Annotated in this window: 20 protein-coding genes; 12 read left to right on the top strand and 8 right to left on the bottom strand. The window is 62.8% G+C overall.

Going from position 1 to position 19,628, the window contains the following annotated elements; genetic code table 11:
- The first annotated feature begins 32 nt into the window (after positions 1-32).
- Positions 33-662: a rod-determining factor RdfA gene (gene rdfA, locus FR699_RS00745; protein WP_158853390.1), complete on the top strand. Its 630-nt coding sequence runs from the start codon at positions 33-35 to the stop codon at positions 660-662.
- Between the two features lie 56 nt (positions 663-718).
- Entirely contained in the window at positions 719-1,471 is a 753-nt protein-coding gene (locus tag FR699_RS00740; protein ID WP_154552256.1) for an IclR family transcriptional regulator, read from the top strand.
- Between the two features lie 633 nt (positions 1,472-2,104).
- On the opposite strand, the gene galT is transcribed toward FR699_RS00740, so the two are convergent.
- Both galT and FR699_RS13385 read right to left on the bottom strand, forming a co-directional pair.
- The gene (gene galT, locus FR699_RS00735) at positions 2,105-3,076 is read right to left on the bottom strand and encodes a galactose-1-phosphate uridylyltransferase (RefSeq protein WP_158853388.1); all 972 of its coding nucleotides are present in this window, start codon (positions 3,074-3,076) and stop codon (positions 2,105-2,107) included.
- Position 3,077: 1 nt separating this feature from the next.
- Positions 3,078-3,200, bottom strand: a complete 123-nt coding sequence (locus tag FR699_RS13385) for a hypothetical protein (protein WP_255470246.1) — start codon at positions 3,198-3,200, stop codon at positions 3,078-3,080.
- 193 nt (positions 3,201-3,393) lie between these two features.
- On the opposite strand from FR699_RS13385, the gene FR699_RS00730 reads away from it, so the two are divergent.
- Positions 3,394-4,341, top strand: a complete 948-nt coding sequence (locus FR699_RS00730) for an NAD-dependent epimerase/dehydratase family protein (protein ID WP_158853386.1) — start codon at positions 3,394-3,396, stop codon at positions 4,339-4,341.
- A 48-nt stretch (positions 4,342-4,389) separates the two neighbouring features.
- Here FR699_RS00730 and FR699_RS00725 read toward each other — a convergent pair whose 3' ends face one another.
- Complete coding sequence (locus tag FR699_RS00725; RefSeq protein ID WP_158853384.1) at positions 4,390-5,472, bottom strand: galactokinase; 1,083 nt, start codon at positions 5,470-5,472, stop codon at positions 4,390-4,392.
- A 499-nt stretch (positions 5,473-5,971) separates the two neighbouring features.
- On the opposite strand from FR699_RS00725, the gene FR699_RS00720 reads away from it, so the two are divergent.
- Together FR699_RS00720 and FR699_RS00715 are read left to right on the top strand one after the other, a co-directional pair.
- Positions 5,972-6,424, top strand: a complete 453-nt coding sequence (locus FR699_RS00720; RefSeq protein WP_154552260.1) for a Mut7-C RNAse domain-containing protein — start codon at positions 5,972-5,974, stop codon at positions 6,422-6,424.
- A gap of 53 nt (positions 6,425-6,477) precedes the next feature.
- Positions 6,478-6,969, top strand: coding sequence for a DUF5797 family protein (locus tag FR699_RS00715; RefSeq protein WP_154552261.1), 492 nt, complete (start codon positions 6,478-6,480; stop codon positions 6,967-6,969).
- 2 nt (positions 6,970-6,971) lie between these two features.
- On the opposite strand, the gene FR699_RS00710 is transcribed toward FR699_RS00715, so the two are convergent.
- Both FR699_RS00710 and FR699_RS00705 read right to left on the bottom strand, forming a co-directional pair.
- Entirely contained in the window at positions 6,972-8,018 is a 1,047-nt protein-coding gene (locus tag FR699_RS00710; protein ID WP_154552262.1) for a DUF5787 family protein, read from the bottom strand.
- 65 nt (positions 8,019-8,083) lie between these two features.
- The gene (locus tag FR699_RS00705; protein ID WP_154552263.1) at positions 8,084-8,506 is read right to left on the bottom strand and encodes a bis(5'-nucleosyl)-tetraphosphatase; all 423 of its coding nucleotides are present in this window, start codon (positions 8,504-8,506) and stop codon (positions 8,084-8,086) included.
- A 164-nt stretch (positions 8,507-8,670) separates the two neighbouring features.
- On the opposite strand from FR699_RS00705, the gene FR699_RS00700 reads away from it, so the two are divergent.
- Both FR699_RS00700 and FR699_RS00695 read left to right on the top strand, forming a co-directional pair.
- Positions 8,671-8,997, top strand: coding sequence for an uS10/mL48 family ribosomal protein (locus FR699_RS00700; protein WP_154552264.1), 327 nt, complete (start codon positions 8,671-8,673; stop codon positions 8,995-8,997).
- A gap of 58 nt (positions 8,998-9,055) precedes the next feature.
- On the top strand, positions 9,056-10,333 hold the full coding sequence (locus FR699_RS00695; RefSeq protein WP_158853382.1) for an amidohydrolase: 1,278 nt from the start codon (positions 9,056-9,058) through the stop codon (positions 10,331-10,333).
- A 144-nt stretch (positions 10,334-10,477) separates the two neighbouring features.
- On the opposite strand, the gene FR699_RS00690 is transcribed toward FR699_RS00695, so the two are convergent.
- Positions 10,478-11,842: a geranylgeranyl reductase family protein gene (locus tag FR699_RS00690; RefSeq protein ID WP_154552266.1), complete on the bottom strand. Its 1,365-nt coding sequence runs from the start codon at positions 11,840-11,842 to the stop codon at positions 10,478-10,480.
- 118 nt (positions 11,843-11,960) lie between these two features.
- Between FR699_RS00690 and FR699_RS00685 the strand changes: the two genes are divergently transcribed.
- Entirely contained in the window at positions 11,961-12,299 is a 339-nt protein-coding gene (locus tag FR699_RS00685; RefSeq protein WP_154552267.1) for a 2Fe-2S iron-sulfur cluster binding domain-containing protein, read from the top strand.
- Positions 12,300-12,324: 25 nt separating this feature from the next.
- Here FR699_RS00685 and FR699_RS00680 read toward each other — a convergent pair whose 3' ends face one another.
- On the bottom strand, positions 12,325-13,722 hold the full coding sequence (locus tag FR699_RS00680) for an NAD(P)/FAD-dependent oxidoreductase (RefSeq protein WP_158853380.1): 1,398 nt from the start codon (positions 13,720-13,722) through the stop codon (positions 12,325-12,327).
- 213 nt (positions 13,723-13,935) lie between these two features.
- Between FR699_RS00680 and FR699_RS00675 the strand changes: the two genes are divergently transcribed.
- The 3 genes from FR699_RS00675 to FR699_RS13265 all read left to right on the top strand — a co-directional run bounded on the left by FR699_RS00675 (position 13,936) and on the right by FR699_RS13265 (position 16,064).
- On the top strand, positions 13,936-14,517 hold the full coding sequence (locus tag FR699_RS00675; protein WP_158853378.1) for a hypothetical protein: 582 nt from the start codon (positions 13,936-13,938) through the stop codon (positions 14,515-14,517).
- Between the two features lie 63 nt (positions 14,518-14,580).
- Complete coding sequence (locus FR699_RS00670) at positions 14,581-15,558, top strand: phosphoadenosine phosphosulfate reductase family protein (RefSeq protein ID WP_158853376.1); 978 nt, start codon at positions 14,581-14,583, stop codon at positions 15,556-15,558.
- Between the two features lie 308 nt (positions 15,559-15,866).
- Positions 15,867-16,064, top strand: a complete 198-nt coding sequence (locus FR699_RS13265) for a cupin domain-containing protein (protein WP_154552271.1) — start codon at positions 15,867-15,869, stop codon at positions 16,062-16,064.
- 233 nt (positions 16,065-16,297) lie between these two features.
- Here FR699_RS13265 and FR699_RS13260 read toward each other — a convergent pair whose 3' ends face one another.
- Positions 16,298-17,164 carry a transcriptional regulator gene (locus FR699_RS13260; protein WP_158853374.1) on the bottom strand — a complete coding sequence of 289 codons (867 nt, stop codon included), beginning with the start codon at positions 17,162-17,164 and terminating at the stop codon, positions 16,298-16,300.
- A 229-nt stretch (positions 17,165-17,393) separates the two neighbouring features.
- Between FR699_RS13260 and FR699_RS00655 the strand changes: the two genes are divergently transcribed.
- Entirely contained in the window at positions 17,394-19,469 is a 2,076-nt protein-coding gene (locus tag FR699_RS00655; RefSeq protein WP_158853372.1) for an alpha-amylase family glycosyl hydrolase, read from the top strand.
- The last annotated feature ends 159 nt before the right edge of the window (positions 19,470-19,628 follow it).

The raw sequence follows: 19,628 nt of genomic DNA, 5'->3' as shown, positions 1-19,628 counted from the left end.
TGTGCTCTCGCTGACCGCTGAGGTGACTATCGATGGCTGAGTCTCCGTGCTCGTGTAAGGTCGGTCGCGTCGCCGAACGCTACGATCTCTCGGATCTGGATACCGACCTACAGAGTCGCCACGACGCAGGAACGAGTTTGCGTGCCTTAGCGACAGTCCTCAACAAGCGAATCCTCCGGACGGCACTCGAGCGGGCTGGCGGGGACACGTCGACGCTCGTCTCCAGCGACCGCGGTGTCGATACGCTGTTTGACGTCCTCGATGGCAGCACGGAAGCTACGGACACAGAACGCGTCAGGGTCAAGACGAGACTGGAACAGGCCGGCGTCGACGTCGAAGCAGTCACCGACGACTGGGTATCCCACGCGACGATCAAGAGCCACCTCAACGAGTGTCTGTCCGTCGATACGAGCCGGGAGACGTCGATCACTGAATCGGACGCCATCGATACGATCGAGTGGACCAGAACACGCTCGGAGAACGTGATTGCAGAGACAATTGAGCGACTCCAGAACGCGGGACTGATCGCGGTTGGCGAGCCGACAACGAGCGTTAGGGCGCGGATTACCTGCGAAGACTGTGGTCGCTCCTACGCCGTTCGGGACCTACTAGACGCTGGAGGCTGTGCCTGTAGGGACGACGAATCACGTCCCCGAGAGTGAGTTGATCGTTCACTTCGGGCGAACAGCATATGTACCCGTGAGCCGTTGGGCAACGCATGACACGAGCGGACGACACAGGCGTCAAAACTGCCCGGACGAGTTTCGCGATCGTCGAGGCGATCGCCGAACTCGATGGCGCTGGAATCAGTGAACTGGCACGGCACCTCGATCGCTCGAAAGGCGGCATTCACAAGCACGTCCACACCCTCGCCGATCTCGGCTATCTGGTCGAGGACGACGGCACGTATCGGCTCGGTCTCGGCTTCTGGACGCTCGGGACCGACGTCCGGGATCGACTGATGCCGGAACAGGTTCGCTCGATCATCGACGACCTCGCAGCCTCGATCGGGCACGTCGTCACGCTCGTGATCTACGAGAGCGGCACTGCAGCAGTCGTCTATTCGAAGGCCCCCGCCACGGCCTCAGTACAGCCTTTTGGGGACGGTGACTCGCTCCCGTTGCACGCGACTGCCGGCGGGAAGGCGATTCTCGCGTACTTACCCGACTCGGAGTGTGACTCGGTACTTGAAGGCGATCTGGAAGCCTACACCGAGGCGACGCTGACCGATCCCCAGGCCCTCCGTGCAGCGCTTGGGGACGTGCGCCAGCAGCGACTCGCCCGTGACGATGGCGAATACGATCCGGCCGTCGAGTGTGTCGCGGCACCGATCGTCGACTCCGGGGGCTATCCCCGAGGGTCGGTCGTCGTCACGAGTGGCACCGAAGAACTCCTCGGCGGGACTCTCGAAGCGGACGCGAGCCTCATCGTCAGCGCCTCGAAGTCGCTCGAAAACACCATGACCGACTGAGTGCCGACACACTCGACCGGCCTGGATGCACACCACAGCGAGCAGCCACTGATCGCTGGCAGTGATCCGTCTGACCAAGGGCGGACACGACATCGACGCGCTGCTCGGCGAACTCACGTGGAGGTGGCGGCACTGATCGAGCAATCCGACCGCGGAGACGAAGACGCGAAAGGGTGAGACGAGTTCCAGGGACGGGATTTCGACCCCCCGAAATCAGTGGGTCGGTGGTCTTGGCAGACGGCCCGATCGAAGCGGTGATCGGTCACAACCGGCGCTGGTGACGTGCCACGAGATGTTTTACATCCATATGGACGTAAATAGTTGAATCAGCCCCGGAGATCGCGCCAGGCTGCATATGCATTTTTGGCCCAGTGAGATCAGACGAGATAGATCGGTTCCACAAAGCATACGTCAGGGGCGTAGACGGCACCGAGTCGATGGGTGGGCTGTTCGCCGCGAACCACTGTTTGCAGTCAGCAAACGAAAAGAGAAAGACGAAGACGAGAGCGCTCTGTCCCTGGATATCCGTTCGAGGTCAGCGAACGGCTGGCGGATGATCCGACGAGGACCGAAACGAGATACAATCTATCCGGACGAATGCGGGGCGATATCGACAGACAGGTGCTCGCTCGATCAGTTCGCGTCCCGGAGTTCAGCCGCGGCTTCCTCGGCGAGTTTGTTGTTGATGTACGCCCCACCACCGCGTTCGCTGCCGGCGGGATACTTGAGTTTGTCTTCGGTCCGGTAGGGAGGGTAAAACTCCATGTGGAAGTGGGCGTACGCCGCGCCTTCGCCCGTCGTCGGCTGCTGGTGGGTCGCCATGATGTACGGCATCTCGAAGCCGAACAGCGCATCGTAGCTGACCTGCAGTTCCTTCAGCACAGCCCCGAGATCCTGTTCGTGCTGATCTGTGAAGTCAGCCATCGACGGGACGTGCTCGTTGGCGTAGATGTGGACTTCGTAGGTCCAGCGGGCGTGAAACGGCACGACAGCGGTAAAGGAGTCGTTCTGAGCGACGATGCGTCGCCCGTCCTCGCGTTCGGAGGCGATGACGTCACAGAACAGACACCGGCCGGTCTCGTCGTGATGGTCGGCCGAGTTGTCCAGTTCCCGACGGACTTTCGGCGGGACGAACGGGTAGGCGTAGATCTGGCCGTGTGGATGATGGAGCGTCACGCCGACTTCCTCGCCCTTGTTCTCGAAGATGTAGACGTACTCGTGGTCCTCGACAGCCCCGAGAGTCTCGTAGCGATCACGCCAGAGCTGGACCAGATTGACGAACCGCTCGGTGGGTTCGGTGGACAGCTGGCCGTCGTGCTCGGCGGTAAACAGGACGACCTCACACTGGCCGTTTGCGGGCTCGACCGGCGCGAGATCGGTCCCCTCGACGGCGGGCTCGGGCGGGTCGGGCTGGAGGGACGGGAAGCCATTTTCGACGACAGCCATGTCGTACTCGGGCTCGGGGATGGCCGTCGGATACGCAGCGTCCTCGGCGGTCGGACAGAACGGACAGTAATTTTCCGGCGGTTTGAACGTCCGTTCCTGACGGTGAGTTGCAGTGATGACCCACTCCTGTAAGGTCGGATCCCAACGGCGTTCGGTCACGTCAATCGTCCTCCTCGGATTCGGTCCCGGCCGTGGCCGACTCTGACCGAGTGGTGCCCTCGTCGTCGAACTCGTAGAACACGACGTACCGGTCGTTGTGGTTCGTGGTCTTGTGACTGTCCATTGGAATACGACTCCAATCTCTGTGTGAACCATCATAATAGTACCGGACTGTTCGACGAAGACCACCACCGGTCCTGCCACCAGACCGGCGATGCGGTCGGTGCCTCGGCAGCCAACGCAAGTCGATGGGCTAGATCACGACACTGGCAGACCGCACCGGAACTGTTTTGAGAGCTACCGTGTCATTGTCTGCTATGGAATTGACCGATAAGCGGATCCTCGTCACTGGTGGTGCCGGGCTCATCGGGTCGGCGCTGGCCAGGCGACTCGTCACGGACAACGACGTCGTCGTCGTCGACGACCTCTCGAACGGGATCGAAGCATCAGTCCCGGATGACGCAACGTTCATCGAGGGCGATCTCACCAATGAAGGGGTCGTCGCCGATGCGATCGACGAACAGACAGACATCGTCTTCCACCTCGCGGCCGACAAATACGTCAACGCCGCGCAACCGCGCGAACAGTTCGAGACGAACGGCGAAATGACCTACAACCTGCTCGAACGCATGGCGGCAGTCGGTGTCGAGCATATTGCCTTTACCTCCTCGTCGACGGTCTACGGGGAAGCCCCCCGCCCGACCCCAGAGGATTACGCCCCACTCGAACCCATCAGTGAGTACGGCGCGGCGAAGTTGTCCGAAGAATCACTGCTGTCGGTGTACGCCCACAGCCACGACTTCACGGTCTGGAACTTCCGGTTTGCCAACATCGTCGGCCCACGATACGGCGCTGGCGTCGTCCCCGATTTCATCTACAAGCTCTCGGAGGACCCCGAGACGCTCACGATCCGGGGCAACGGCCGCCAAGAGAAGTCTTACATGACCCTCACAGAGTGCATCGACGCGATGTGCTACGTCGTCGAACACGCCGATCAGCCGGTCAACACCTACAACCTGGGCACGCGGACGACCACGTCGGTCAACCGCATCGCGGACATCGTGGCCGACGAGATGGGCGTCGACCCCGACTACGAGTACACCGGCGGCGACCGCGGCTGGGATGGCGACGTTCCGAAGATGCGCCTCTCGATCGAGAAACTCGCCGCACTCGGCTGGGAACCCTCGACTGCCAGTGATCAAGCTATCCGAAACGGCGTCCAAGAGATCCTCGACGGGGCCGAGAACGAGCCGCATTTGAGTTGAACGGCGTCGATCCCACCGCTGGTCTCGACGACCCACGGCGTCTCTCCCCTACTCGACCTGCTCGAGTTGGACACCGGCCGAGGGCGTGACGGGATAGGTCGCCGGATCGAGGTCGGGAAACTGATCACGATAGGCGGCCGCCAAGGAGTCTGCGAACGCGTCCGCTTGCTCGTCGTCGACGAGCGCGATGGCCGCCCCGCCCCAACCGGCACCAGTCAGCCGCGCGCCGTAAGCCCCTTCCTCGAGGGCCTGTTCGACGACGTAATCGAGTTCCGCACAGCTGGCTTCGTAGTGCTCGGCGATATCGCGATGAGCGTCGACCAGTAGCTCGCCGAACTGTTCGAGATCGCCGTCTGACAGTGCCGCCTTGGCCTGTGTGACACGGTTGTTCTCCCGGACGACAAAGCCCAGACGGTCGCGTTCCAGGGCCGACAGTTCGTCGAGGTCGTCCTCGCTGACGGCCTTCGAGGACTCGACACCCAGCTTCGCCAGTGCGCGCTCGACGGTTTCGCGACGCTGATTGTACGCCGAGTCGACCAACTCCCGGGAGACACCGGTATGGAAGACGACGACTCGGATCCCCTCCGGCATAGGCACTGGCTCGTATTCGAGGGTCTCGGTGTCGATCATGAGGGCGTGATCGTCCTGGCCCAGCGCCACAGCGAACTGATCCATGATGCCACACGACATGCCGACGTGCTCGTTTTCGACACGCTGGCTCAGCACCGCCATCCGCTCCCGAGAGAGACCAAGGTCGTAGGCCTCGTTCAGAAAACCCATGACTGCCAGTTCGAGACTCGCAGAAGAACTCAATCCCGAGCCAAGCGGCAACGTGGCGCTGAGTTCGCCGGTGAACCCACCCGGTTCGTAGCCCTCCGCCTGGAGAATCGCATAGCAGCCTTTGACGTAATCGATCCAGTCGTCTTCGAGTTCGAGAGCATCTGTCTCGAACGTGTATGTCGTTTCGACGGCATCAGAAGCGACCTCGACTGCCGAACTCGGTGTCGCTTCGAGCTGTGTATGTAAGTCTGTCGCGAACGGCATCACGTAGCCGCCCGTGTAATCGGTATGCTCGCCGATCAAATTCACTCGTCCGGGTGACCGAACCCGGTAGGTTGGCTCGCTAGTCATGACGCTATCACTCTCGGAGATTCGGGCCAGTTGCAAAAGCCTGGCGGCGTCGTGGAGTGGGACCACGGACCAGGAAAACAGCCACTCGCTGCGATAGAAACATAAAGAAAGAATAATACCTGTAAATAGTATGATTACGACAGTAACTCCAACACTATACACGCGCTTGCTTGCATACAGCGCACTCACAACGCGCGAAACAGTACGAAATAGACAGCACTAACGTAGAACACAAATTACCCAAGATACGCAGATCTGAAATCAAAAGTGGGAGAGATTTTTGTACTTTGGGTCTTGCGAGACGTTATGTCCGTAGAAATGGTTGATTTCTTTGTACTTTTCGAATACGACGATATCACATAAATATTCGTATATTTCTAAATATTCGTAGGATTTTATACTATACGGACTCGCTCGTCCGTCGTGCTTCCACCCCAGTCCGTCCGGGGCCAGCGGCCGTGCGTAGGCTTTTGGTCGAAACGGACTGACGGATACCCAGATGCCCTCGCATAAGCTCCTGCTGGATGCGATGCTCGGCAAGCTCGGGACGTACTTGCGGATGTGTGGGTACGACGCGGCGTACGCGCTGGACCGTGGCATAGAGGCCGACGAGCGGCTCCGCAAGATCGCCCGCGAGGAGGATCGTCTCCTCCTCACACGCGACCGTGCCCTGGCCGCAAAGACCGAGCGGAGTCACCTCCTGGAATCGCGAGAGGTTACGGCCCAGCTCCGAGAGCTCGACGAGGCCGGATTCGATCTGACCCTCGCCGAATCGCCCACCCACTGCGGGCGCTGTAACGGCCCGCTTGTGGCACTCGACTCTGACACAGAGACACCGGCTGACGTCCCGGACCCGGCGATAGAAGGCGTCTGGCAGTGTAGATCCTGTGGCCAGCAGTTCTGGAAAGGCAGTCACTGGGACGACGTGGCAGCGACCCTGCGGGAGCTGTAGCGCGCCCAGACAAATGCGGAAGGCAGTAATAGCGCCTGCCCGAATCTTCGCCGATGACCCTCTCCGAGGACGCTATCCAGCGGCTGGCCGACGTTGTGGCCCTCCAGCCGACGAAAAATGCCGAACTACAGGATCGGTGGGATCTCGACAGCGGCAGCGAAGTCCACCGCGTGCTCGAAGACGAACTCGGTGACTACTACTACCGCGACGAGGATAGTCTCATCTGTGCGACGCCGGAGGCAGCCGATCTCGTCGCCGAAGAAGGATTGATCGAAGGCGGGAACGACGACCAGGTGCTGCACGTCCCCGAACTGCAAGCCGCGATCGTCGACGTCATTGCCGGCCCCGACGAGGACACCCAAAGTGTCGTCAGCGTCCTCCAATCCCTCCGGGCAGCCGGTCGCGATCCAGCAGTCGAGGACGTCCGGAAGGCTCTCCGGAATCTAACGGACAAAGGGATCCTCGAGCGCGTGCGCACCACGGTTCCGACGTTCCGACTCGCCGTCGAACGGGACGAACTCGTGGTCGACGTTCTCGAAGCGTAACGTTACTCCAGCCCGGGCCGGTGTCGACGGCGGCGACGGTCGAGCACCCGTTGGATCGCCGTCCCGGGACCGCCCGAAAGCGGCCAGTCTGCCGTGCGCCAAGCAGGCGGTTCCGGTTCGAACGCCGAGCAGGCACCGCGACACTCCGCGCTGGTCTGGGGGCGCTCTTTTGCCTGACAGACTGGGATCGGACCGGACTGGATCCAGTCGAGATCGAAGTACCGACAGTCCGGGCGCATCGTCTCGACGTAAGCCCGCCACCCGCGCTCGTAGGCCCGCTCGGCAATCTCGACGCGCTTTTGACCGTTCCAGTCCGGGTCGACGTACTCGAAGCGAGCGGCCGAGGCGTCCCGCTCGCCACCATCTGGTCGGTCGAGAATGCGCGTTCCCGGGCTCTGGGGGTCCAGCGAACGGGGGTGCCAGGCGACATCGGCATCACCAGCCACTGGATCGACAACCAAAACTCCGGCCTCGACCGGGAAATCTTCGAGGAGTGCTGGCTCGACTCGTTGGCCAGTCGCCGCTGTCCCGACCCACACTTCGTCGGCCAGCCCCATAGCCACGTCTCGCTGGAGTTGCGGAGCGAGATCGCGGGCCGCGCTGGCGTCCAGATCCGGTTTGTTCTCGATAGCGACGATGCGATCGACCCAATCCGGGTAGACCGCCTGGCGACGGATCTCGATGCGCCCCTCGCGCTTTCGTGTGTCCAGAATGTCGCGGTCGGCTGCCCGGTGGATCGCCTCCCGGACGTACCGCCAGGGATAGCCTGGGTCCGGGAGTGCCTCGCGATAATACGTCCACTCGGCAGGGGCGTGTGGAACGACGTCAAGCAAATCCGAATCGAGGGCACGCTCGCCAAAGTGGGCGCGCTGGCGGAGGCCGTCCGGGTCGCACTCGATCACGATCGTGTCCCATCGACGGCGCTTCGTGCCGAGTTGGCGGGCGACGAGTATCGGTCGCTTTCGGTCGGCCTCGGGCGGCCAGGCACGCTCGGCCCACTGACAGACCCGGAGTTCGAAGTCGAACTCAGCCCCGTAGCCCAGAGTCACGCTCGAAGAGACGACACTCGGTCTGGAAGGCGTTTCGATCCGCTACCTCCCGGCAGCCGATCGGCTCAGAACCCTTTCTCGTCCAGAAAGTCGTGTGCCACCTCGAAGATTTCCCGCGGTCCATCCTGGGTGATGGTGTTTTTGGCCTGTTCGTAATCACGCCACTGGTGGTCGTGATGCTCGGTCGATAGCTCTGCACTTGCTTCGAACGATTGGGCGACGAACAGGTGGACGGTTTTGTGGATCGTCTCACCGTTCGCCTCGAAGACGTAGTCGTAGTCTTTACGGAAGCCGTCGATGAGCCGGAAATCTTCGATTCCGGCTTCCTCTTTCACTTCGCGGATGGCCGTCTGCTGGAGTTCCTCCTCGCCCTCGACGCCCCCTTTGGGGAACTCCCAGTCCCCCGGTCGGCTCTTGAGCAGCAGGTACTCACGCTGGCCACGCGTATCGCGAAAGAGGATGGCTCCCGCGCTCGTGGCCTCGATCATTATCGAACGATAATTCAGCGGACCTTAAGAGGATATCGGAGCGCGGAACGGTCTGCCTCGAATCGACGATCGCGTCCGATCGGGGATACAGCGTCGGGCTGGGCTCGGCAGGCGAACGACGAAAGCGTGGCTTTTTGAGTCTCGGCCGTCGATCCAGTGACGGTATGCCGTTCGTGACGAAGCTGACGGTCGAAAGCGGGGATCGGCACGTCCTCGAGGACGTGGTGACCGAAATCAAGGAGACGGCCGCCCGCAAGGGTGTCGAGCTGAAGGGGCCACACCCACAATCCCCCGAGGATATTTCGGTGCCACAGTCAAAACGCCTCAGCGCGGAAGGCGAGCGCTTCGATCCCTGGCGACACACCGTCTTTACCCGGACGATCGAGATTGTCGGCTACGAAACGTTCGCTCGGGACGTTTCCGGGTGGGAGTTTCCCGATCGTGTCCACGTCGAGGCCAGCATCGAGCAACGCCGTGGCACCGGTCGGTGAGGGGCCGCCAGGTGGGTGAACCGCGAGGTGTTTAGGGACCCTACTCGTTTCCGTAGCTATGACTGACACCAGCGAACACCTCCGTGCGCTCCGTCGAGACCTGCATCGCCACCCCGAGCCGGCCTGGCGAGAATGTTACACGACCGCGCGTCTCTGTGAAGAGATCGAACGTATCGGCGTCGATGACCTCTTTGTCGGCCCCCAAGCACTCGACGTCGATGCTCGTACCGGCGTGCCCGAAGCCGACGAACTGGCACGGTGGCGCGAGCGTGCACGCGAGGCCGGCGCCGACGACGCGACACTCCAGAAGTGCCAAGGCGGAACGACCGGCGCAATCGCCGTCCTCGAACGCGGGGCGGGGCCGACAGTCGCCCTCCGGGTCGATATCGACGCCCTCCCCCGGACTGAATCGACCGACCCGGGCCACCATCCCGTCGAGGCTGGTTTCCGACCGGACCACGACGACGCGATGCACGCCTGTGGCCACGATGCCCACGCAACGATCGGTGTCGGCGTCCTCGAAGCGATCGCCGACAGCGACTTCGAGGGAACGCTGAAAGTGATTTTCCAGCCCGCCGAAGAAGTCATCGGCGGTGGGCGTGCAGTTGCCCAGAGCGGTCATCTAGACGACGTTGACTACCTCCTTGCCATCCACATTGGCCTGGGGCACCCGACGGGCGAGATCGTCGCCGGTGTCGAGGGGATCCTCGCCGTCGCAAACTTCGACGCCACATTCACGGGCGAACCAGCCCACGCCGGCGGCCACCCAGACCGGGGTCGGAACGCGGTACAAGCGATGGCCACCGCCGTCCAGAACCTCTATGCGATCCCACGACACGGCGATAGCGCGACGCGAGTCAATGCCGGCGACGTCGGCGGGGGATCGGCCTCGAACGTCATCCCCGAGAACGCCTACATCCGTGGCGAAGTCCGCGGTGAGACGACCGACGGGAAAGCCTACATGCGTGAACACGCGGCGGACGTTCTCGAATCGGCCGCGGCGATGCACGACTGTGACGTGGACCTCGAATGGACTGGCGACGCACCGAGTGCCGACCCTGACGCGGCGATCCGCGACCTCGTGTTTGGGGCCGCCGGCGAGGTGCCGGGAGTCGAACACAGGCTTCAATCCGACGATCTCGGTGGGAGCGAAGACGCGACTTACCTCATGCGACGCGTCCAAGACCAGGGTGGGAAAGCGACGTTCGTCGGGATCGGGACCGACCACCCCAGCGGGCATCACACGGCGACGTTCGACATCGACGAGGCGTCGATCGGCATCGGTATCGACGTCCTGGGGCAGGCGATCGAGCAGATCGCCGAGCAGCGACCGTAAGACGGATCCCAAGGGTCCTCTTCGGTCCCTGGCCCTCGCTTGGAGTCAGTCTACGTACTGGAGACGACAGGATGCTCGACTGGCACGTCGGTGCCGGTATCGTGAGAAAAGTCCGTTGCGTCGCCGGCTGCAAGGGTCCGGCGCTCAGTACTTCGGATCCGCGCCTGTCGTCGCGTACACCCGGTCGAGAATAGCGTCGCGCTGCTCTGTCCACGCAGCGAACGCGTCGGGCGAGTCCGGATACGTTTCGTAGTGGTCGAGCAGGTCGTCGGCGTGTGCTTTCGTTCGATAGAGGTCGATGATCGTGCCCCAGTGACCGAAGCTCTTCAGGGCCGTCTTGAGCTTGAGCGACAGTGTGAGATCCGCAGAGCCGGAGTACAGGGCCTCGGAGAGCGCACTGACCGGGAGCCCGGCAAGCATGCCCGTGAGATCGTCGATGTCGTAGGCGGTCGTGAAGATGTTGTAGACGTCCAGAGCAGCGTACCGTGCCCCGAAGTGATCCATCACGCGCTCGTTGTACTCCCACAGCGCAGCTTCGCTGACGTCGCCGTCCGCGATCGCCTCGACGGCCTGTTCGGCGGCGTATTGGCCAGCGTAGGCAGCACCCGCGATACCCCCGCCAGTGGTGGGGTTGACGTGGCCAGCGGCGTCGCCCACGGCCATGAAGCCGGGCGCGACCGCCGAGTCGTAGGGCCGGCGAGTCGGGAGTGCCGCCCCGAGTTTGTCCTCGACGGTTGCGCCCTCGAATTCCTCGCGCTCCTGAAGGTCGCGTTTGAGCGCGTCGACGAGTTCCATGGGGTCCTCGTTCATCTGAAAGCCCAGGCCGGCGTTGATCTCGGTTTCGGTCCGCGGGAAATACCAGACGTAGCCGGCCGAGCGCTCGGTCGGCTTGAACACCAGCGCATCGTCCCACTCGACTGGCTCCTCGACCTCGACGATCTCACGGTAAGCTGAGCAAAACTGCGAATACGTGACGTTCGTATCGAAGGTCCCATCGTCCAGATCGGCCTCGTCCTGGAGAGTCGACAGCGCCCCGGCGGCGTCGATGACGACGTCGGCCTCGTAGGTCTTCGCGTCGCCGTCCTGGACGGCCTCCAGCCCCTCGACGGCTCCGTTCTGGAGGACATCCGTGACGACGGTATCGAAGTGGATGTCTACGCCTGCATCCTGGGCGCCATCGATGAGTCTGCGCCCGTACTCAAAGCGGTCGATGACGGCGAGGTCACCCGGAATCGGAATTTCGAGAACCGTGTCTTCGTCGGGGATCTCGAAGCGACCGTGATCGATGTCAGTGTTCGTAAACGCCGGTTCGATCTGTTCGCGCGGAATCGCCTCGGGGAACTGACTCGCGCCCTTCAGGGCGTCGCCACAGGCGATGTGCCCCGCTTCGTCTTCGGGCTTGCGTTCGAGTATCGCCACATCTAGTCCCGCGTTGGCGACCGTCGCCGCGGCATAACAGCCGGCCGTCCCGGCCCCAGCGACGACGACGTCGTACTCGGTAGTGGTCATGCCCCTCGCTCAGCACCGAGCGGGGTTAATTCTTTGCGCTTGCCCGCCGGTTGTGTCCGCTCGAACAGGTCACAACAGTGAATAAAGAGTTTTGTCGAGGTCATCCCAACGAGTGGGCATGACAGAGTATACCGTCGAATTCGTGGGGACGGGCGAGACTATTCAGGTTGCAGACACGGACACGATCTTGAGCCAGTGTCTCGAAGACGGCATCGCCCAGGAGTATTCGTGCCGGGTCGGAATGTGTCTTGCCTGTACCGCCGAGATCGTCGAAGGCGAAGTCACCCAGCCGGCGGCACGCGGTCTGACCGAGGAAGAAAAAGAATCCTACGCGTTGACCTGCATGGCGCGGCCGGAGTCGGATCTGAAACTCGACCGCGGGAAGTATCCGCCGAGTATCGAGGCCAAGGCGGCGGCCGCGAGTGATCCGGGCCAAGACGCAGCGGCCGACGATTGAGAGGGCCTCGACCCACTGCGAGAGATCAGTCTAGTTTTGCGGCCGTGTCGCGAACGAGTCCGTCGATGAGTTCGGGCGTCGTCGGATGGTAAGCCCGATCGGGAATGTCCCTGACGTCTAGATCCATCTCGACGGCCAGTTGCATCGTCTTTGCCATCACGTCTGCGTGGTAGTGCAGGCCCTGATAGCCCAGGACGGTGCCGTCCGTGCCGACCACGAGGCGGGCGAGGCCGTCGGCGACGTTCTTGGTCTTGAACACACCGTCGCTGGATGCATCCCGGGTGGCAGTAACGTAGTCCAGACCGGCGGCTTGGGCCGACTCGACTGAGTGTCCGACCCGGGCAAACGGCAACACTCCAAGTCCCGAGAAGATAACGTGGTGGTGGACGTTCTCGTAGGCCGAAAGGGCCTCGCCTGCACGATGTCGCCGGATATTCTCGGCCGCCGTGAAGCCTTCTTCTTTGGCGACGTGCAGGATCGGCTCGCGGCCGTTGACATCTCCGACGACGAAGACGCGATCGTCACCGGCGGCCTGCATCGTGTCCCGGACCCAGCCGTCGTCGGGTTCGAGTGCGGTGTGCTCGATGCCGAGACGCTCGATGGCCGGCTCCCGGCCGGTGAAGGCGTACAGATCGTCCGCCTCGATCGTTCGGGTCTCGCCGTCGGTGGCGACCTCCATGCGAACCCCGTCTGTGGTCGATTCGACCGCGGTGGCATCAGCGTCGACGAGTACGTCGACGTCGAAGTGCTCGCGATAGTAGGCAAGCAGTTCCGCACCGAAGGGCTCGTCCGCCTCACGGAGGACGTCGGGGAGCGCTTCGACGACAGTGAGATCCATATCGGCAGCCTCAGTTAGGTACGGGATGAGTTCCAGACCGATGTAACCCAGCCCGAGAGCGATCCCCGAATCGGGGAACTCGGTGCTGTCGAGGACGTCCGCACTCGTCTTGACGGGCACGTCTTCGATACCCGGGATCGGCGGAATTGCCACGTTCGAGCCAGTGGCGATCACGACGTAATCCGGTTCGAGTCGTCGGCCGTCGACCTCGAGAACGCGATCGTCGACGAAGTGGGCGGTGTCCCGAATGAACTCGACGTTGTCGCGCTCGGCCAGTGTAGCGATACTCTCCCGGCGGTGCTGTGACCAACTCGACGTGTGCTCGTTTTTCCGCTCGACGACAGCCTCCAGGTCGACGTCGGGGGCGTCCCCGACGAGTCGGGGGTCGTGTTGTGCACTGAAGCGGTGTTCAGCCGCCGAAAGGACCTCTTTTGAGGGCATACAGCCGCGCAGAATGCAAAGCCCGCCACCTGGGTCGCCGTCGTCGATCAACGTCAGTTCGACGTCGGGCTCTGCAGCCAACTCCTCGGCCACAGCCGAGCCAGCGCTGCCGTAGGCGCCGACAACGGCCACGTGTGTGGTCATACACGAACACAGGCTGGCGCGAAGAAAAACCGTTTGGACCGTGGGGGTGAGCCACACTCCTCGGGCGGACGAGCGTCGGCCGATGGGGGCAATACAGATTGCCGTCGACAGTGACCGAAAGGGCAGGCCATATATGCCCTGGGTCCGTACACATAGGTGATCACTGGTGTCACTCGTTCGGCCCGCGAGATGGCCCCGTCACCGCCCACAACTATGACGAGCCGCGTATACCGACTCCATTCGACACTCGAACTGCCCCTTGAAGACGTCTACGACCACTTCGAGGATCCGGATTTACCGGCCGAAATCGAAGACGTAGACATCACCCGACGAAACAACACACTCATCCTGAGTGCTGTCGCCACCGACGGCGAAATCAGCAAGTACACCCCGACCGCTCAGTTGAAAGCGAGTGTGACCGAAAATCGCGTCTACGAAGAGGAGCCCGAGCCACCCCACGGCGGGAGTGGGGGTGGCCAGTGGGGCGCGCTCACCGAAGAGGAAGAAGAAGAGATCGAGTCGGAACTCGTCGAGTACGCCTGCTTCAAGGGCGATCGGGAGACCGTTCTCCAGAACACGAGCGTCCAGTTCCCGATGTTCAAGGTCCTCTGTGACATCGCCGAAATCGCGGAGAAAGGGACCTTGACCGCGATCATCGCGATCGACGACACCTTGGAAGCCGTCCAGATCGTCGATGGCGAACGCCGCCCGGCCTCGATCGGCGTCACCGAAGACCCAGCCGACGACCGGGGCGAAGACGGCGTCGACTGGCGGGACAACGACTTTATCGCCTGAGAAGCGCTTCCGCAGCGGCCTTCGAAAGACTCAACTGCCGGCTAATTATATCTAATTACACTCATGGCGAGCGAAGCCGACTTCCCCGCGTACCTCGACGTCGAGTACGGCGATGGCGACGGCGAGGAGCCTGGCGATTATCCGAGCATCGAGCACAAAATCGAGAAGGCAATCGAGGTCACGAAGACCGGCCTCGAACAGTACGACAATCCGGTCGTGATGTGGACCGGCGGCAAAGACTCGACGCTGACGCTTTACTTCGTCAAGGAGGTCGCCGACCGCTTCGATCTGGAAGTCCCCCCGGTCGTCTTTATCGACCACTACCAGCACTTCGACGAGCTCATCGAGTTCGTCAACCACTGGGCTGACGAGTGGGATCTCGAAGTCATCTGGGCTCGAAACACCGACGTCGGCGAGTACGTCGACGAAAACGGGCTCGAACCCGGCGACGACATCCCCGTCGACGCCCTCAGCGAGCACAACCAGCACCACATCCGGAACATCCTCGAATACGAGGACGAGACGTTCCCGTTCCTGCTCGACACCTACGTCGGCAACCACCTGCTGAAGACGGTTGCGCTCAACGATGCCATCGATGAACACGACGTCGACGGCATCCTCAGCGGCGTCCGCTGGGACGAACAAGAGGCCCGCGCCGACGAGACCTTCTTCAGCCCACGCCACGATCCCGATATCTACCCACCCCACGACCGTATCCAGCCGATCCTCCAGTTCGCCGAACCGGACGTCTGGGAGGCGTTCTGGCACTTTGCGGTCCCGGACACAGTCGAGGAGTACCCCGACGACGGCTACGTCCCGCAGGGCCAGGACGACCTGCCCGACGGTGTACAGAAAGAAGACGTCCCGGTCAGTCCGAAGTACTTCGCCGGCTTCCGCTCGCTGGGGAGTCAGGTCAGTACTGACAAGTCCGCCGAGGAACCCGCGTGGCTCCAAGACATGGCCAACACGACCGAGCGTGCCGGCCGCGCCCAGGACAAAGAAGACCTGATGGAACGGCTGCGCGATCTGGGCTACATGTAAGGCCACCGGTTTAGATCGTCGGGTTGCTGGCTTTCGAGCCCAACCCCCCTCGCAGAAATCTGGATCGACAACACCCGGACGCGCCGCGTCCGGCAAAGCGCGCTCACGCAGGGCCGACTGACAGCGTAAGCAGTGACGGTCTGACGGCCACACACTTTTCGTGTCGCCCGCTGACCGTCCGGAATGGGACCGCTCGTCAACGGCGACGTCAGTGAGTGGCCTGAAGCCGAGCGTGGCGAGACTCAAATCAGCGCACGTAACTCGGGGAGGCCGCCGGGAGCGAGCGCCTCGGCTGTAGTCTCTACGAGTTGCCCACCGAGAAACGCATCTGGCCGTATCACTACCACACTGGCAACGAAGAGGCGATCTGTGTCCTCGACGGCCAGGACACCCTCCGGCTCGATGGCACCCGCTACGACATCGAGGCCGGCGATTACGTCGCGCTGCCGTGGGGTGAAGCGAGTGCCCACCAGATGATCAACGACAGCGAGAGTTCCCTGGGATAGCTCGTCGTCTCGGCGACAGCCGACCCGGACGTGATGGGCCATCCGGACGTCGAGAAGGGTGGCGTCACCGTCGATGGCCCGCCTAGGGCGATCCCGGAACCCGGACGATCAGCGAGTTCTTCGACCGCGAACGCGGTCGGGCTCTGAAACGAGGAGGAAGGCAACGAGACGGCACGAACAGTCGTGTTACTCCTGGCTGGCGTCCCGGATCGGCACCCACCGCACCGGATCGACTATCGGGATTCGACGAGGGCCGTCTCGGTGACGGTACCCGATTCGTCGACCGTCACGGCGAGACGGTCGGTGCCTTGCTCGATGTGAACGGATACCCGGAGCGGTTCGGTCGCGTCGATCGAAACGCTGTCGTCGCCCACGCAAAACGGGAGCGTCCAGAACGGTACCTGGTCGATATCGACCCCGTGATCGGCCAGGAACGCAACGACAGCCGGATCGGCAAGCAACCGCAGGCCAACGGGCGTCCCGATGTCGACGCCACAATGCTGGCAGACGCTGATCGTCGCGACGTCGAGATACCAGTCGGGATCGGGCGTGACATGGGTCTCCATGCGACCACTGCAATGGGGGCAGACCCCGGCGGAAGCCAATGTGAAATCCCGCCAGAGCTGGCGAGAATACGCCAAAAACAACGCTTCTGGATCACGGGCGGCCCGTCCGCGCGGTGGGAAGTAGCCGTAGTGGACGACGACCGAACACGCGGGGCAACTGATCTCGATGTGGCCGTCTTCGTAGGTCGCCCGAAGCGACGCGCCACAGTCCGGGCACGGCGTCTCGAGGTCACGTTCGATCGGAGACGGTGGTTCGCCAAAGCGTTCGTCAAAGAGGATATCTATCGCGCGCCCACCGGCTGGCCGCAGGCGATACTCCTCGTCGTCCTTCCGGACGAATCGGCCCAGCAGTTGCGTGAGGTGATAATTGAATCGACCGCTGTCCTCGAAGTCGGCTGCCGACTGCAGTCGGGCAAAGGAGAGTGGCTGCTCGTTCCACAGCGCGAGTAAGATGGCGATGCGGTTCTCGTCGGCAAGCGTGCCAAAGGCGTCGGCGGCCCGATCGACAGTCATTGAGACCGCGTCCTCGACCATGCCCGAGGTAGCAGCCGAAGCTCCCTGAATGTACCTTCCCGATCCCGCACAGAAAGAATCTTCACAACGACGACTCACAGCCCGCCCTCGTGAGAACTGTGCGGGCCATCTGGCTCGGGTACTGGGCCGAGTGATCGGTGAACGGGGCGGCTCACGGAAAGCGGTCAACCACCGGACAGAAACATAATTCAGAATATGTTTATTGGCATCCAGCGGTGACAGCAGAGACATGAACCATCCAGGCCCACCGCGGTTCACGACCGTCGGCGACGCCGTCGAACTGGCCCCACGAGACCCGGATCCGAACGAGTCCTACGAGTGGACTCTCCTCGACGCACCGGCCGAGAGTGACACAACCGTCGGCGACGGAGCAGTCGAGTACCTGCGACCCGACGTGCCGGGCGTCTATCGCGTCGAACTCGCGGCACCCGATGGCACACACCAGCTGACAGTCCGGACGTTCCCGGACGAACGAGAGCCCGCCCGCTTCGAGATCCCGGTCGAGGACTTCGAGACACCTGCTGAGGAAATCGATCGGGTCGGCGTCATCGGCCTGTTCAACGACCACCTTTGGGGACGCGACGAAGCGGTCCGTGAGGGGGATCGCTACGTCTTCGAGGCGCAACTCGAGCCGGGAGTCCACAACAGTACGTTCATCGTCAACGATGGCGAGGAACACCACCACCGGGAATTCACCGTCGAAGGACCGGGACGGCCGCGGATCTCGCTCGATGCCGTCCGGGACGGCGACGTATTCCGTATCGAGGCCGATGCTCGCCCACCGGCAGACAGTTCGACCGAGGCGTCGGCCCTCGATGTCGTGTTCTGCCTCGACGACCGCGCGGACCTCGAAGAGAGTGTCCTCGAGGTCGACGGGCAGACAGCCAAGCTCCCGGCGAGTGCGATCGACGAGCCGGTCGGCGTCCACGCCGTGGCACTCGATCAGCGCCACAGCGTCAGAGACACGGTAGTCGTCGGTGACGGCGGAGACACCATCGCTCACCCCAACGAGCCGCCCGCCTGGGTCGAGACAGCGACGATCTACGAGATCTACGTCCGGGCGTTCGCTGGAGAACGCGTCCAGACGACGTTTTCGGCCCTCGAACGGCGACTCCCGTACATCGAATCACTCGGTGTGGATACCGTCTGGCTCACGCCGATCCTGGCCTCGCCAACCGAACACGGCTATCACATCACGGACTTCTTCGAAGTGGCAACGGACCTTGGCACCCGCGAGGAGTTCGAGTCGTTCGTGGCCGCCTGCCACGAGCGAGATATCAAGGTCGTGTTCGACCTCGTGATCAATCACGCTGACCACGAACATCCGGCGTTCGCACAGAGCGCAGCGGGTGTCCCCGAGTTCCGTGACTGGTTCGTCTGGAACGATCGCGCCGAGCCGGACGCCGACCGCTCGCGTGGGCCAGGCCCGGATGACATGCGCGCCCAACGGTATTTCAATTGGAGCAATATCCCGAACTTCAACTACGGCGAACCGGCGGTCCGATCGTTCCTGCTCGACGTCGTCGAGGAGTGGGCACCGCTTGTCGACGGGTTCCGCTGTGACGTCGCCTGGGGCGTCCCACACGGCTTTTGGAAAGAAGTCCGCGAGCGCGTCCACGAGATCGACCCGGAATTCCTCTTACTGGACGAGACGGTCCCAGTCCACGACCCGGACTATCACGACCTGGAGTTCGACCTCCACTACGGAACGGAAGTCTACAGTGCCCTCCGGCAGATCGGGAGCGGCGACGCGCCAGCGGGGGCACTCCTCGATGCCGTCGCTGACGCCGAACGCGCCGGGTTCCCCGACCAGGCCCTTCAGATGCGATACGTCGAGAATCACGACGAGGAGCGCTATCTCGCCGAATACGGCCGGGACGGCCTGCGCGGGGCCGTCGCCGCGACGTTCACCATGCCGGGCGTCCCGATGATCTACGCCGGACAGGAACGGGGCATGACCGACTCCCGGGGGCCGATCGAGTGGCAGTCCGGCGACACCGGGCTGACGAACGTCCACCGTCGACTCAGCAAGACTCGCTCGGAAACCCCGGCGCTGGAATCGGGGACCCTCGAACGAATCGAGTACCACACCGACACGGAGCAGGCGGTCGCGTTCGCACGCGCGACCGACGACCAGCGCGTGTTCGTCGCACTCCACTTTGGCCCAGGGACGGCGACAGTGAGACTCCCCGAAGGGATTGGCTCGACGGAACTGGTCACCGGAGCGCCAATCGAAGCGACCCCGAGAGACGACGGCGTGGCCGTTTCCGTCGCAGACGTCCTCGTCGTCGAGGCCACGGACTGAGCACTCGCGAGCACCCGCCATCGGCGGTCCCAGGAGGAACCGCTCGCAAGGAGAATGCGCGCCACGATCGGTCGTCTTCGGGTGAGATGGCGTTCGCTGTGCACAACGCTGTACGGAACCGATCACGTGACCGAACGAACGTAGCTGTCCGTTGCAGTC

The sequence above is a fragment of the Halorhabdus sp. CUG00001 genome (genome assembly GCF_009797925.1).
Classification (GTDB): domain Archaea; phylum Halobacteriota; class Halobacteria; order Halobacteriales; family Haloarculaceae; genus Halorhabdus.
Note: the sequence above shows the minus strand (reverse complement) of the source record. Positions and strands in the feature narration are given on the sequence as shown.

Excerpts from the sequence above, each read along its gene's own strand:
- rdfA (WP_158853390.1), top strand. The coding sequence starts at position 33 with ATGGCTGAGTCTCCGTGCTCGTGTAAGGTCGGTCGCGTCGCCGAACGC.
- FR699_RS00740 (WP_154552256.1), top strand. The coding sequence starts at position 719 with ATGACACGAGCGGACGACACAGGCGTCAAAACTGCCCGGACGAGTTTC.
- FR699_RS13385 (WP_255470246.1), bottom strand. The coding sequence starts at position 3,200 with ATGGACAGTCACAAGACCACGAACCACAACGACCGGTACGTCGTGTTC.
- FR699_RS00730 (WP_158853386.1), top strand. The coding sequence starts at position 3,394 with ATGGAATTGACCGATAAGCGGATCCTCGTCACTGGTGGTGCCGGGCTC.
- FR699_RS00725 (WP_158853384.1), bottom strand. The coding sequence starts at position 5,472 with ATGACTAGCGAGCCAACCTACCGGGTTCGGTCACCCGGACGAGTGAAT.
- FR699_RS00720 (WP_154552260.1), top strand. The coding sequence starts at position 5,972 with ATGCCCTCGCATAAGCTCCTGCTGGATGCGATGCTCGGCAAGCTCGGG.
- FR699_RS00715 (WP_154552261.1), top strand. The coding sequence starts at position 6,478 with ATGACCCTCTCCGAGGACGCTATCCAGCGGCTGGCCGACGTTGTGGCC.
- FR699_RS00705 (WP_154552263.1), bottom strand. The coding sequence starts at position 8,506 with ATGATCGAGGCCACGAGCGCGGGAGCCATCCTCTTTCGCGATACGCGT.
- FR699_RS00700 (WP_154552264.1), top strand. The coding sequence starts at position 8,671 with ATGCCGTTCGTGACGAAGCTGACGGTCGAAAGCGGGGATCGGCACGTC.
- FR699_RS00695 (WP_158853382.1), top strand. The coding sequence starts at position 9,056 with ATGACTGACACCAGCGAACACCTCCGTGCGCTCCGTCGAGACCTGCAT.
- FR699_RS00690 (WP_154552266.1), bottom strand. The coding sequence starts at position 11,842 with ATGACCACTACCGAGTACGACGTCGTCGTCGCTGGGGCCGGGACGGCC.
- FR699_RS00685 (WP_154552267.1), top strand. The coding sequence starts at position 11,961 with ATGACAGAGTATACCGTCGAATTCGTGGGGACGGGCGAGACTATTCAG.
- FR699_RS00680 (WP_158853380.1), bottom strand. The coding sequence starts at position 13,722 with ATGACCACACACGTGGCCGTTGTCGGCGCCTACGGCAGCGCTGGCTCG.
- FR699_RS00675 (WP_158853378.1), top strand. The coding sequence starts at position 13,936 with ATGACGAGCCGCGTATACCGACTCCATTCGACACTCGAACTGCCCCTT.
- FR699_RS00670 (WP_158853376.1), top strand. The coding sequence starts at position 14,581 with ATGGCGAGCGAAGCCGACTTCCCCGCGTACCTCGACGTCGAGTACGGC.
- FR699_RS13260 (WP_158853374.1), bottom strand. The coding sequence starts at position 17,164 with ATGGTCGAGGACGCGGTCTCAATGACTGTCGATCGGGCCGCCGACGCC.
- FR699_RS00655 (WP_158853372.1), top strand. The coding sequence starts at position 17,394 with ATGAACCATCCAGGCCCACCGCGGTTCACGACCGTCGGCGACGCCGTC.